Raw genomic sequence first — 13816 nt, 5'->3', positions numbered from 1 at the left:
ACACTTTTTTAAAAATTACCATCCCGGATTTTGTTTTAATCTTGGATTTGCATTTAATGCAGCCGTTGGAATGGGGAAAAGATGATATTTTTCATCCACTTCGGGTACCAGACCATGCGACCGAGTAAAGGTGCCAAAACGAATCATATCCTGACGGCGATGTCCTTCCCAGTTCAACTCCCGACCTCGTTCATCATAAACGTCATTAAGAGTGGGATTAGTTGAAAGGGAGTTCAACCCTACTCTTTGGCGCACCTCATCCACGAAAGGCTTGGCATCTGCGGCATTGCCCAGACGAATCAAACATTCGGCCTTCATCAATAATATGTCTGCATACCGATATATTGGAAAATCATTGGAAGCACCCCCACTGCTCATAGGTTCAACCGGCCAAAACTTCATATTTCGGGCACCTGCTTCAGGAGCAGCACCGGGATTGTCCAGATTATCAATTTCCAGCAAATAATTAATAAAGCCTTCAGGTTGAGGACCATAAGGATCCGAACCATATCGAAACTGCCTTTTTCTGATATCATGATCTTCATACAATGCAATAAACTCCGGAGGAACCACTGTCCCGTTCCAGGCGCCGTATCCAAATAGAAGAGTACCGTCGTTACCCCAAAAACTTCTAATGGTAAAAATATTCCGGCCCACCACATCTGCAGTGGTGTAAATAGCCCAGATTGTTTCGTCGTTTGGACAGACATCCCCAAACAATTCGTAATATTTCGATTTCAGAGGATGAGAGGCATCCTCTTCAGCCGAATGAAGAGAAAATCCGCCCTCGTTAATGATTTCATCACAAACCGAAAGGCATTTTTCATACATGGGGTCTCCAACATAGACTTCTGCATTAAGATATACTTTGGCCAAGATGGCCAAACCGGCCCATCGGTTGATTCGTCCGTAAAAATTCCCGCCCTTTGTTAAGCTCAAATCATCCATATAGGTTTCAAGCTCAGAAACAATAAAGTCGAAGATCTCTGCTCGAGGTGTCTGAGGAATAGAGTCCACCGGTAGCTCATTTTTCACAAACCATGGCACATCTCCAAAATCATCTATTAGCAAGTAATAGAAGAATGCTCTTAAAACTCTGGCTTCTGCAATTTTCATGGGATCTGCATTGGCGGCTTCCAATTGCTCAATGGCAGTATTAGCCCGGAATACCGACTGATAAAGCCAATTCCAGGTATTGTTTAATAAGTAATTGGAAGGTTGCCAGTCACGCAAATAGATTCTTGCAAATTCAAGCTGCCAATCACCGGTATTTCTATGAGGAACAACCTGTTCGTCGGTGGACATGCAGTTCAAATCATACCAACCATTATCGGCACCCGCATATCCAAAACCATCCCAGTTACCCGGAATTTGAGCATAAACGCTTGCCAAAGCGGCGTCGGAACCTTCAGGCGATGCATAGAAATCCTTGGCTGCATATTTATCATATACTTCTTCCTCCACATCAACACAACCCAGAAATGACATGGAGATTAACAATATATATGCTATTTTTTTCATAATCTTCATTGTTTATTAAAATGACACATTCAAACCAAAAGTTACGCTTCTTGTCTTTGGATAAATTCCGTTATCCACACCGGAATTACTCCCTCCCGAAACATCCAGTTCTGGATCTACACCGGAATAATCAGTAAATAAAGCCAGGTTATTTCCCGTTAACGACACTCTAACTTTATCAACATATTTCCAATTATCGGTATTAAAAGTGTATCCAATAGTTAGATTCTCGAATCTCAAATAATCACCATCTTCCAACCACAAATCCGAAGAATATTTGGAGGTAAAAAGACCCTTTTCCGCGGCACTAACCAAGAGATTTTGTTTCCCCAGTTTTTCAAACAAACTAAAATCTCTCCTGATTCTATTAAAAATCTTGTTACCCCCAGAACCACGCCATACCATTGAAACATCGAAATTTTTATATTTCAACATGGGTGTAATGGCAAATGTATATTTGGGAAGAGAGGAACCATTGAAATAACGATCTTCGCTTCTGTCACCCTGATCGATTTCGCCATCATTATTTCGGTCAACCACCAATTCTTCATTGGTTTCAGGATCCTTACCGGCATTCTCGAGAATATAATAAGTTCCTATAGGTTTTCCCTCGATCAGATAAGCATTGTATCCCCATGGCACATAGTTGGTATTCAACTCCACGCCACTAATGCTTCCACTCAACTTAATCACTTCATTGCGTAACAAAGAAATATTACCACCCATTGCAAAAATTAAATCAGGCTTATTGATCAACCTTGCATCCAGACTCAATTCAACACCTTCGTTTTTAAGACTTCCAACATTTGCTTTTATCGAACCATAGGGATAAGGCGGTTGGGGAACAGTATAATCGAACAACAGGTTTTCGGTGGTAGCACTAAACAGATCCAAAGTTCCGTTCAATCGACCGTTAAACAATCCAAAATCCAGTCCTATATTAGTTTGGTAACGAGTTTCCCAGCGCAGATCGCTATTGGCATTTTGAGTAACTGCAAAATTTGTTATCAATTTTCCATTGAAATACAGCGTTCCCGATTCACTCACCAACTGCAATGAGTTTTGTGGATACAATCCCTGTTGATTTCCCGTAACTCCATAACCGGCTCTCAATTTCAGATTGGTCAGGAAATCCTGACTTTGAAGAAAAGACTCCTCGGAAATTCTCCAGGCCACAGAGGCTGAAGGAAATGTTCCCCACTTATGATCTTCCCCAAATACCGATGATCCATCGCGTCGTAAACTGACCGTAACCAAATATTTGTCAGCAAATGAATAATTGACACGGCTTAGGAATGAAATCAACTTTCTGTCGTTCTTATAGGAAGAAATGTCTCCCGGTTTAAATCGATCAACCGATCCCAATTGGAGGGCATTGTAGGTGGTAAGGTCGTTAAGAAAACCTTTGGCCTGAGCAAAGTGTCCCTGATAGGTTTGCTTTTGCCATTCATATACACCAAGAACTTTAAGACTATGTTCTTTTATCTCCTTTTGATAATTAACGCTTATATCCATCAACTTTTCATCAGTATTATTGGAAGTCACATTGGCCACTCCCTCTTCATCCATCGCGAAAGCCAACGTTGAGCTTGCCGGTGCATAATATCCTGCACTGCGTGACACCTTTCTCCAACTTCCGAACCAACCAATATTAAAGTCATCAAACAGCTCCAGATCGGTTCTCAAACTTCCGAATTGATTTTTGGTTTCTTCTTCATTGACTATTTCCTGAGCAACAGCATAAGGATTTATATATTGAAATACATTCTCATCGAAAAAATAGCTGCCATCCGATGCCAAAACCGGATCGGTAGGACGTGCCAAATAGGCATTGGTGATCAGGTTGGAAGTAAAATCAGCTCTTCCCACACTTTGCGGGCTGCCATCCTTTTGAGAAATACTATTACTCAGGTTTACGGATATTTTCAATTTTTCATCAAATGCTTTCTGTGTAGCCTGGATGCGACCAATATATTGGTCATTCTTAGAATTTATCACAACCCCTTCCTGCAAAATGGCCGAAACAGAAGCCCGATAACTAAAATTGTCCGTTCCCCCACCAAGGGATAAAGTATGATTCTGAGTGGTTCCTGTTTGGGTCAAAAGATTGTACCAATCGGTATCGGAACCGTGCCTGGCACTGTATGGAACCCCCCATTTTTTGGCTTGTTCCTCCCATTGATCTGCATTGAACATGTCCAGCTTGTTAGCGATCACATCTACAGACATGGCACCGGAATACTCAACAACAGACTGACCTTCTTTGGCCTTTTTGGTGGTCACGATAATTACTCCCGGGGCACCTCTGGATCCGTAAATGGCCGTAGCAGAAGCATCTTTTAAGATGTCAACCGCCTCAATTTCCGAAGGTGGAATCTGATTTAAAAGGTCCATATTTCCCTGAATGCCATCTACTACAACCAATGGATCATTCCCCCCAATGAGAGAGGTAATACCCCTGATTCGGACCGAAGGATTTTCACCCGGCTCACTGCCGGTTTGCGTGATGTTGACACCTGCAGCACGTCCTGAAATCAGTTCCAGAGGATTTGTTACCGCCCCCTGGTTAAAGTCATCGTGTGTTATATTGGTGGTAGCACCTGTAAGGTCCATCTTTTTGGAAACACCATAACCAACCACCACTACCTCATCCAGACTTGTTATTTCAGGTTTGAGTGTAAGTTGAAGGGTAGTTTCAGAACCAAGCACTAATTCTGTTTTCTCAAATCCGATAAAAGAAAATACAAGAACATCACCAGTTCCGGCTTCAATGGTAAACGTACCGTCAGCTGAGGTGATGGTTCCAATTTGTGTGCCTTTAATCACAACGGTGACCCCCGGAAGTGGCAAGCCCGTTTCATCATATACCTTTCCGGTATAGGTTCTGGAATCCTGAACCTTGGATTCTTCTTCATTTACGAAACCTTTTTCAGCATAAAGAGCAAGGTCGATAAAGCCAAAAAACATCAGGAACAGAAAAACACGTATGAGTGTTGTGTTTTGTCGAATTCCTTTACCATTTTTTTTCTCCATAGGTAGATTTTAATTTAATTAAAAAACTGATTTTGAATTATCATTTCTTATAACAACAACATTTCATGCCCACCCATTATCGGGAAGTGCAAATTTGTCTCTGAAAAGATTGGCAATCAAAAAGTATAAGGAGAATATAATGCAATTAAGCCGGGCTACAACACATAACCACCTGTAAGAAAAGCACTTAAAAAATAGACAAATCCTAAAAATCGACACAAAAATATAATGCTTTTTAAATATTTATTAAGATTAAAGCACAATTCTTTAACAAATAAATGTATGACACCAAACATAAGTAAATAGATTCAGCCAAACGATCATCGAATTTTCTGGATAAGGAATGAGTATATGAGTTGCCTTTGGCGTATAGAAGAAAACGAATTCAATGCATCCCAACAATCAAACGGATTGAATTTTTAGGATTTCTTTCTCAAATTCATCATTTGGGACAACGGATCTGTTTTTGATTTTCGTCTTATACGTATTAATGGTGTTCACAGAATAGTTTAAAATATGAGCAATTTTATCGGTTTCGGTAATTCCCAAACGGATTAAAGCAAAAATCCTCAAGTTGGTATTTAAATGCTTACTATTATCGGGTAATTCGCGATCCCCTTCCTTAAACAAAGCATTAAATCTTTTGATAAAATCGGGAAAGATATTCAAAAAACCGGTATCAAAATCCCTGAAAAGCGCTTCGCGTTCACGTTTAATATCGGCCCTGGTAATAATGGAACGTATCTGGTTAATTTTATTCACTGCCAATTTATTATCAATGGTCTGACGATATTCATCGAGCTTTTCAATTAAGTCGGAGTTAGTTTTAAAGAAAAAAGCAATGTACTCTTCCTTAATTAAATTTACTTCCCTCAGTTTTGTATTACTTTCCGACAGGGCTTTATTGGATTTATCCAGTTCATCTTTCACCAGTTTGATTCTATAATACTGCTTAAACAACAAAACAAGTACAGCGATTAACAAAAGAAATAAAAAAGTAATGGCAAACACCAATACTTTTAAACGTAACTTCTGCTTTTCAACAAGATCCAGCCTTGCCGCTTCAACCAAGGGTTGTATTTGCGAAATCTGAAAAACACGCTGAATAGCACCATAGCTTTGCGCATCATTGATGGCAATATTGAGATAGTGGCTTGATTTCTTTATTTGTCCCTGCGAAAAGAGACGATTGGCAATAATCCGTAATGCAACATATTCCTTATTGGCAAACTTAATATCTCTGATAGCCGCCTTCAATAACCATTCGAGTTCTTTTTCCGGTTCACCCAGACAGTTGTATACAAAAGCAAAAGTCGATGCATCCACAGCGAATTGACGGCCATCTATTTCAAAATTTTCAAATAAATAAAGAAAACTTCTTCGGGCCTCTCCATATTGTTCAAGCCAAATATTTTGAAGGCCTTTCAACGAGTAATATTGCGGCGTCTTGGCATTCGTTATGGAAATGGCAGAATCGAGACAAAAAGTAACCTTTTGCCTAAACTCATGTGTGTAATAGGGGCGTTGATAATAATTAGCCATATCAATATATAGACGGGCTTTTAAATAATAATACTTCACCCTTAAACTATCCGACAATGAGGCCGTAGAAACCTTTTTCAAAGAATCTTTCACGATTGAAAAGAGACCCGAGGCAAGCAATGTCTCAATAATTTTCAAGCGTGAATAATTTATATAATCAGATTTTCCAATTTTATTGGCAATTTTCAGCATCCGACGGGAATAAAAGACTGCTGAATCATAATGAAAAGTAAAATAGGACTGATGAAGTTTATTGGTCAAAATAAAACGTTCGTTTAGATTCGTTGAATCTGTTCTTGAATACTCCTGTGTCAGTACTTTTATATTATGAATCTTTTCAAGCTCAAACTGGTCTTTTTGTTCTATAACTTCATCAAGTTTTATAAATAATTCGTCTACATTATTTTGCCCAAACGAAGATATGGCCGTTAAAAAAAGAAAAAATATTAAAATGCAAAGCATTATTTTTTTTAATTCTCTAACAATAAAAGTATCATGAATTATTTTTATCGCCCGCATAAACAATATGCCAACAAGTCTTATATGACCTATAATATGATCCGGATTTTTACCCATAAATATCTCTAATTAAACCTATAATAGGATATTTTACCGAAGAAATTAATCTCCTAAATGAGGAATTCTGAATACGTCAATATAAAAAAGAAATATTTTTAAACCCACTCCTATTAATTACATGTCTATTTTTTTGTTAATCTCCCCAACCATTGGGCAAACATCATCCTATTCCATCAATGTTAAAATTATTAAAAGTCAACAAAAGGCGAAAATATAAAATAGAATAGATGCAAAAGATATTTTGGCATATAAAAGTTGAACAAATTAAGGTAATAACCGGAGAATGATCAGCACTTTCAATATTATAACACTATATATAAGGCCATTACAGCCAGCTTAAAATGAAATCTTAACCTCATTATCATAACATTATTCTACCCCAAATAAATCGAAAAAAGCCCGGAGCAAGGCTAATGTCTTTCCGGGCTTCATCTTTGGAGTTAAGGACAATTCAAAAAAAACTACATCTGTCTAAGGTATTCTGAGGCACTCAGTGCCGCAATGGTTCCTTCAGCCGTGGCAGTCGTGATTTGGCGAAAGCGTTTATTAATGCAGTCTCCGGCAGCAAAAACGCCGGCAACACTGGTTTTCATATCTCTATCCACGACAATTTCATTACGATCATTAAGCTCTACCAATCCCTTAAATGCCTCGGTATTGGGCAGATACCCAATAAAAACAAAAGTTCCTTCCACATTTAACGATTTATGATCTCCCGTTGGCAGATGCTCTATCACCAGCTTTTCCAAACGTCCATTGCCCATAAATTCCCGAGGTTCATGCTCCATCATAAATTCAATTTTCGGGTTTTTCCTGGCTTCTTCCACGGCATGCTCAAACGCCTGAAACCGGTCAAACTGATGGACGATGGTTACTTTGGATGCAAATTTGGTCAGCGTCACAGCCTCTTCAAGGGCTGAATTTCCTCCGCCAACGACCGCAATCTCCTTATCTCTGAAAAAATCGCCATCACAGGTGGCACAATAAGAGATGCCGGTACCTTTAAAAGTCTCTTCGCCGGGAATATTTAAGGAACGAGGGCGGCCGCCGGGTGTCAGAATGATCGACCGCCCCTTAAAAGAACGGCCATCTTCCAGTGTCACCTCTTTGATCCGACCCTCCAGTTGGTAACCGACAATCTTTACATTCGATTTTATTTTACAGCCAAAAGATTTGGCCTGCTTCTTCATGGTATTTGCCAACAGGTATCCATTGGTGGTTTCAACCCCGGGATAGTTGGCCACTTCATTGGTTAGTACCATTTGCCCACCCAAAGCGCCTTCATTCAAAATAAGAGTGGTCATGCGGGCGCGGGAAGCATAGATCCCTGCAGTAAGGCCGGCCGCACCTCCACCTATTATAATGATGTCATACGTATCGTTCATATTCATTCCCTGTTATAATGTTTTTCGAAACGTCTCCGGTAAAAAAATTTGAAGGTGCCAATAGTAACCGCACCTTCAGATCTGAAATCACTTTACAACGCTTACGTAGGACTCATTTCAAATGATTATCCAAAACAGCGGTTATTTGCTCCATACTTTGAATACTGCTGGTGGCATGAACCACTTTCCCGTTTTTGTAATACATGGTAAAAGGCAACCCCATGAACCCTTGAGTTTCGGGCGCATTGCGAATGATATGCGCTTCCGGATTGTCAAAGGCCATGCTGAAAAATTTCACATCCTCACGTTCCTCTTCCAGCTCCTCCATGGCTTCATACACCGGAATACACATGGGGCCCATCCGCCCACAACAGACCATGACCTTCTCATTTTCCGAAATAATTTTCTTCAACTCATCGGCTGTTTCTATTTCCTGAAGCCCTGTTTGTAACATCTTCATAATTATTCCTTTTTTATGGGTTAACATCGATTGTTTATGATGATGCAAAGGTAGCGCCTCCCTCATGTGGCTTCAACGAAACGACATTGGAGAATACCGGTTTTTCACCTGAAATTTTTCACCTTTTTTTATGTCATCCCACAGCCAATGGATTCACAATCGCTGAAAATTAAGAACAAAACCCCGCCATTAAACGCCTTTCAACAGGCATCAAAATACACCGAATAAGTTAACTTTATACCCTAATTGGGAATAACGATTTTCCGCTTTTCATCTACCAATCAACAAAGGAAGTAGAAAAACGGTGTTAAGATCACGATCTTTGCGGATGCGCGACCTTCGCTTAGGCCGATCATCCCCCGGTTAGATCCAATACCAAACAGGAAGTCATTCGAACCGATAGAAATACTAAAAACCAGAGCGACGGATGGAAGAGAACCAAACAACTAAAAACAAGTCGATATTTGACTCAGCAGAATGTTTTCAGGGACTTTATCCCGAAGAGCTGGACAAACTACAACATCATAAAACCAGAGTCCAGTATCTGAAAGGTGAAACCATCTTCAAACAGGGCGCATTCTCGCCCCACGTCACCTATGTGTTGGACGGGTTGGTGCGGGTTTATCTCCAGACCGGACATAACCGCCAACTAAACATCCGGTTGGCCGGCCCCGGGGATTTCCTTTCTTTCTCCTCCGTCTTTGGAGAAACCACGTATCACTATTCCGCCATCGCCGTAAAAGATGCATGGGTTTGCATGATCGAAAAAGAGGCTTTGCGCAATTTACTTCAAACCAATGCCGACTTTGCCTTACGTATCGTTTCCAGAAACTGTCGGAATGAACAACAATTGCTGAATGTGGTGGCAAACCTATCCTATAAACAAATGAGAGGAAAACTGGCATCTGCCCTACTCTATCTCTCGGCTGAACCTTTCCTGAAAGAACAAGTCTTCCAATTTCTTACCCGTCAGGACATCGCCGATTTTGCTGCCATCTCAACCGAAAGCACCATAAAGTTTTTGAAAGAATTTGAAAACGAAGCAATGATAGAGCTAAAAAGAAAAGACATTGAAATCAAAGACCGGAAAAAACTGGAAATGATCAGTAAAAACAGTTAAACCCCCAATTATGCATTAGATCTTCGGCGTGAGAATTTTAAAGTTTCTCAGAGGATCACAGAGTTATTCACAGGATTCCACAGAGTACATATTACCATTCTTAGGCAATCTCTCTACCCTTCTTTACAACCCGATTTTATCGATTGCCCCAAAATATTCTTCATCCCAGACATCCCTCTTCGCCTAAAAAACAGCTTTAATTTTCCGTTCTGTCTTAATCCATATCCTAAATTGCAGTAACTTACAAAAAATAAATTCAATAAATCAACGTAACATGAACACCTTAAAAGACAAAGTAGCCATCGTAACGGGGGCGTCGAAGGGAATTGGGGCCGAAATCGCCACCGCATTAGCTGCACAGGGCGCCAGAGTGGTTGTTAATTATGCCAACAGCAAATCCCTGGCCGAGAAGGTGGCCAAAAAGATTAATGCCAACGACACCAAAGCCGTTTGCATTAAAGCCGATGTGAGCCAAAAGGAAGCGGTGAAATACCTCTTTAACGAAACCATTAAGCACTTCGGAAAAGTTGACGTGTTGGTCAACAATGCCGGTGTGATGGTCAACACCCTGATTCAGGATACGACCGATGAGATTTTTGAGAAACAGTTAAACATAAATCTGAAAGGGGTTTTTTACACGCTTCGTGAAGCCTCCACCCGACTGGCCGACAATGGAAGTATCATTAACATATCATCGACCGTCACCCGCACCATTTTCCCCACCTATGGCGTCTATTCGGCCACCAAGGCGGCGGTACAGCAATTGAGCCGGGTATTTGCCAAAGAAGTAGGGAAAAGAGGGATAAATGTCAACTGTGTTTTGCCGGGACCCACGGCAACAGACCTGTTTCTGGAAGGCAAGTCGGAAGAAGTCATCACCCAACTGGCCAACAGCAATGCGTTTAAACGTTTGGGCTTGCCCTCCGACATCGCCCATATTGTGGTGTTTTTAGCCACCAATGAGGCCAAATGGATTACCGGACAAAATATAGGGGTCAATGGTGGGATGGCGTGAGGCAAGAGACATGCGTGGAGCATAGAGCACAGGGCATGGGGTTTCTTATATCTTAAGTATGTTGTTTTTATTTCTATTCTCTCTTCATTCCCTCTTTGCGTCTCTGCGTTTGAAGTTGGTATAAGGCGCCGCTATAGTGGCTCAAGAAAACCATTTGTCATTCGAGTTTCATCATACCAATAAATTGGATAATTTTAAACCGATAAATAATAAAACATGGTAAGAAAAATATTCACATATTAATTGCTTGAACACTTAAAATCATGACAGAAAAACAGATTGAGAAAATAAAAAAATCGATAAGGAAACGTCGCGTGGCATTAACCGCCGAGAAACGGAAATTTGGCGGTTTTATTGATAGTGCCGGTAATCGCTATTATACATCTTTGAGCTGTACATGAAAATAGCAGATTATAAAGGAGTCATTACCTACAAAAAATGGTTTGACAAAAATTTTCCTGATGATATTGGCTCACCCTTCCTTTCGCTCATATGGGCAATAGCCTATTTCGAAACCGGGAAGATGGCAGAAGCAAAAATTTACACCATCGATATGGCTTTTCAAAACATTTATCTGCCGGAATTATTACTTGATAAAGAGGTTAATCTGATTGATATGTACGACCACGGACCCAACATGCTTGATTTTGCCAAATCATTAACCGACGACGGCAAAAAGCTTTTAACCAACAACTACCGCGACTGGATGGAAACATTTATGCACACTGATGAATATAAAAAACCTGTAAATAAATTTATTGCACTGAACAAACTGCTCAAAGATGAAACTATCGACGACCAGAAATACGCCCTGCGTGATGAGATAGACCGGCTCGTGGAAACCAACAGACTCAGTGTCAACAAATAAAATGAAAATCTTACAACCGCCTATATTAAAAGAAAAAAGACCATTTATAATCCCCTTTATTTAAAGCCCGATCTCGAGGATTCAGACTTAGTGAACCTGATACAGCCAATAATCGACTTACCAAAGTAAGATGTGCCAGACAAAAATTATTTCGGTTCATCTTGTGCCAAAATCAGAGAACCGTTTAAATTAGTCACCCTTTGCGGTGGTCTATAAATTCTATTCGGGTAGACTCACCCGGAAAAGACAAAAATAGGACGAAAATTTCTTTTCAGGATTCTCATACTTTCTACTGCATACAGCACCAAAATACCTGACATAAAAATCTCTGACCTTATCCAGGTCACGTGTCCGGATGGCTATATGGTCTATTTTAATGGTAAAGTTCTTTTTACTCCAGCAAAATTATACAAAGTTGACACAGATTGATTACCACCCCAATAATTTCGGACTTTTAAATCTGCATAAAGGTCTTAGACTTAATCATAAACCTCTTTAACCTAATCATAAACGTCGGAGACCTTAGCATAAACGTCGGAGACCTTAACATAAACCCCGGAAACCTTAGCATAAACCCCGGTGACCTTAGCATAAACCCTGGTGACCTTAGCATAAACCCCGGAAACCTTAACATAAACCCCGGGGACCTTAGCATAAACCCCGGGGACCTTAGCATAAACGTCGGAGACCTTAGCATAAACCCCGGAAACCTTAGCATAAACCTCGGAGACCTTAGCATAAACGTCGGAGACCTTAGCATAAAAAGCATTGCCCCTCCAACAGCCGGATTGATGAAGCAATTGAAAACGGAATTAGCTATAGCCTTTAAATCTGACCCTCCACAACATCTACGTATCTTAGAAATGTGAGCGATTACGAACTGAAAGCGTTCAACCTCATCCCCGAAAACACATGTCTGATTAAACCTCACTGAATTTTTGAAGTACTGAAACTGATTAAGAAAAATTTCAAATGCTTCCGCTTCTTCCTGCGTTTTTTGGATAAAAAAATTCATGCCGTCCCGAAAATTATTATTTTATTGCTTCAACCATTCATAATTTTGACCACCCAAAACGAAGAGCTCAAACAATTACCCAATATTGGCAAGACATTGGCAGAAAAACTAATCCTTATGGGAATCGAAAATGCCTGTCAACTAAAAAGTATTGGGGCCGAAAATAATTTCATCAGACTAAAAGCAGTTGACAATAAAGGCTGTATCATCATGCTCTGTGCAACTGACAGCGCAATACAGGGCATTCGATGTCATCATCCGGATAAATCAAGAAAAGCCGAGCTTTAAGAGTTTTTTTAAATGACAAAATATTAGGACATGGAAATAAAATCCCTCGAACGCACAAACTTTGACACCATATTCATTGCTTTTCGCAGAGCATTTGCCGACTATGACATTCAACTCAACCACCATGAACTCAAAAACATGTTGAAAAGGCGTGGTTTTACGCCTGAGTTGTCTTTTGCCGCCTTTGAGGGTGATGATATTGTAGCATTCACATTGAACGGAACAGGTAATTTTAATGGAAAACCAATGGCCTACGATACAGGAACCGGAACCGTAAAAGAATATCGTGGTCAAGGTTTGGCAACCAAAATATTCGAACATTCCATCCCCTTTTTGAAAAAAGAGAACATCCGGCATTATCTGTTGGAGGTATTGCAGCACAACACCAAAGCGGTTTCCATCTATCAAAAAATTAATTTTAAGACAACCCGTGAGTTTAACTACTTCTTCTGGAAGAACGAAGCGTTCAAGAATAAAATAAAAGATACGCCTTTCCGGGTCCAGGCAATCGATATCGACGAATATGATAATTTGTCTGATTTTTGGGACTTCTACCCCTCATGGCAGAACAGCTTTGAATCCATCCAGCGGGCACGCGAAGATTTTATCAGTTTAGGTGCCTTTGCCGACGAAAAGCTTATAGGCTACTGCATCTTTGAACCCAACTCGGGCGACATAACCCAACTTGCCGTTGATAAAGCCCATCGAAGAAAAGGCGCTGCCTCACAACTACTTTTTGAAGCAAACAAACACAATAAATGTTCAGCAACAAAACTTATCAACGCCGACACTTCCTGCAGTTCTATTGTCAATTTTCTTAAAGCCAAAAACATTGAGGTGACCGGAAAACAGTTTGAGATGATTAAAGAGATATAAACGTCACTCCCATTAAAAAAATTTCAACCATGTAGGAAGCCTGATACTTGTAATTAGATAGTTTTTCCCCGGGTGCGGAAGAAAAAATTGCAACAACCTTGTTGTCATAGTTTT

At 40.2% G+C, this 13816-nt stretch carries 13 protein-coding genes; 6 read left to right on the top strand and 7 right to left on the bottom strand.

Annotated features, from left to right (window positions below; translation table 11 throughout):
- Nucleotides 1-15: 15 nt before the first annotated feature.
- The 5 genes from ACT29H_RS13735 to ACT29H_RS13715 form a co-directional block, all read right to left on the bottom strand.
- On the bottom strand, nt 16-1521 hold the full coding sequence (locus tag ACT29H_RS13735; RefSeq protein ID WP_444822215.1) for a RagB/SusD family nutrient uptake outer membrane protein: 1506 nt from the start codon (nt 1519-1521) through the stop codon (nt 16-18).
- A 15-nt stretch (nt 1522-1536) separates the two neighbouring features.
- On the bottom strand, nt 1537-4554 hold the full coding sequence (locus tag ACT29H_RS13730; protein ID WP_444822214.1) for a SusC/RagA family TonB-linked outer membrane protein: 3018 nt from the start codon (nt 4552-4554) through the stop codon (nt 1537-1539).
- 402 nt (nt 4555-4956) lie between these two features.
- Entirely contained in the window at nt 4957-6558 is a 1602-nt protein-coding gene (locus ACT29H_RS13725) for a DUF6377 domain-containing protein (RefSeq protein WP_444822213.1), read from the bottom strand.
- A gap of 578 nt (nt 6559-7136) precedes the next feature.
- Entirely contained in the window at nt 7137-8060 is a 924-nt protein-coding gene (locus tag ACT29H_RS13720; protein WP_444822212.1) for an NAD(P)/FAD-dependent oxidoreductase, read from the bottom strand.
- A 112-nt stretch (nt 8061-8172) separates the two neighbouring features.
- The gene (locus ACT29H_RS13715) at nt 8173-8520 is read right to left on the bottom strand and encodes a thioredoxin (protein WP_444822211.1); all 348 of its coding nucleotides are present in this window, start codon (nt 8518-8520) and stop codon (nt 8173-8175) included.
- A 427-nt stretch (nt 8521-8947) separates the two neighbouring features.
- Here ACT29H_RS13715 and ACT29H_RS13710 point away from each other — a divergent pair, with 427 nt between their 5' ends.
- From ACT29H_RS13710 to ACT29H_RS13695, 4 genes are all read left to right on the top strand, one after another.
- Nucleotides 8948-9640, top strand: a complete 693-nt coding sequence (locus ACT29H_RS13710) for a Crp/Fnr family transcriptional regulator (protein WP_444822210.1) — start codon at nt 8948-8950, stop codon at nt 9638-9640.
- Nucleotides 9641-9914: 274 nt separating this feature from the next.
- A complete protein-coding gene (locus ACT29H_RS13705; protein ID WP_444822209.1) occupies nt 9915-10655 on the top strand; it encodes an SDR family oxidoreductase in 741 nt (246 codons plus the stop codon).
- 263 nt (nt 10656-10918) lie between these two features.
- The gene (locus ACT29H_RS13700; RefSeq protein ID WP_444822208.1) at nt 10919-11056 is read left to right on the top strand and encodes a hypothetical protein; all 138 of its coding nucleotides are present in this window, start codon (nt 10919-10921) and stop codon (nt 11054-11056) included.
- The gene (locus tag ACT29H_RS13695) at nt 11053-11523 is read left to right on the top strand and encodes a hypothetical protein (RefSeq protein WP_444822207.1); all 471 of its coding nucleotides are present in this window, start codon (nt 11053-11055) and stop codon (nt 11521-11523) included. The genes ACT29H_RS13700 and ACT29H_RS13695 overlap by 4 nt, the downstream gene beginning before the upstream one ends.
- Nucleotides 11524-11742: 219 nt before the next feature.
- Here ACT29H_RS13695 and ACT29H_RS13690 read toward each other — a convergent pair whose 3' ends face one another.
- Both ACT29H_RS13690 and ACT29H_RS13685 read right to left on the bottom strand, forming a co-directional pair.
- Nucleotides 11743-11865: a hypothetical protein gene (locus ACT29H_RS13690; protein WP_444822304.1), complete on the bottom strand. Its 123-nt coding sequence runs from the start codon at nt 11863-11865 to the stop codon at nt 11743-11745.
- A gap of 158 nt (nt 11866-12023) precedes the next feature.
- Complete coding sequence (locus ACT29H_RS13685; RefSeq protein WP_444822206.1) at nt 12024-12323, bottom strand: hypothetical protein; 300 nt, start codon at nt 12321-12323, stop codon at nt 12024-12026.
- Between the two features lie 260 nt (nt 12324-12583).
- On the opposite strand from ACT29H_RS13685, the gene ACT29H_RS13680 reads away from it, so the two are divergent.
- Entirely contained in the window at nt 12584-12826 is a 243-nt protein-coding gene (locus tag ACT29H_RS13680) for a TfoX/Sxy family DNA transformation protein (protein ID WP_444822205.1), read from the top strand.
- Between the two features lie 30 nt (nt 12827-12856).
- Entirely contained in the window at nt 12857-13702 is an 846-nt protein-coding gene (locus ACT29H_RS13675) for a GNAT family N-acetyltransferase (protein ID WP_444822204.1), read from the top strand.
- Nucleotides 13703-13816 lie beyond the last annotated feature (114 nt).

Source organism: Thermophagus sp. OGC60D27 (genome assembly GCF_052400625.1).
In the GTDB taxonomy this organism is placed as follows: Bacteria; Bacteroidota; Bacteroidia; order Bacteroidales; family Marinilabiliaceae; genus Thermophagus.
The sequence above is the reverse complement of the archived record's forward strand: the minus strand, read 5'-3'. Positions and strand labels throughout refer to the sequence as shown.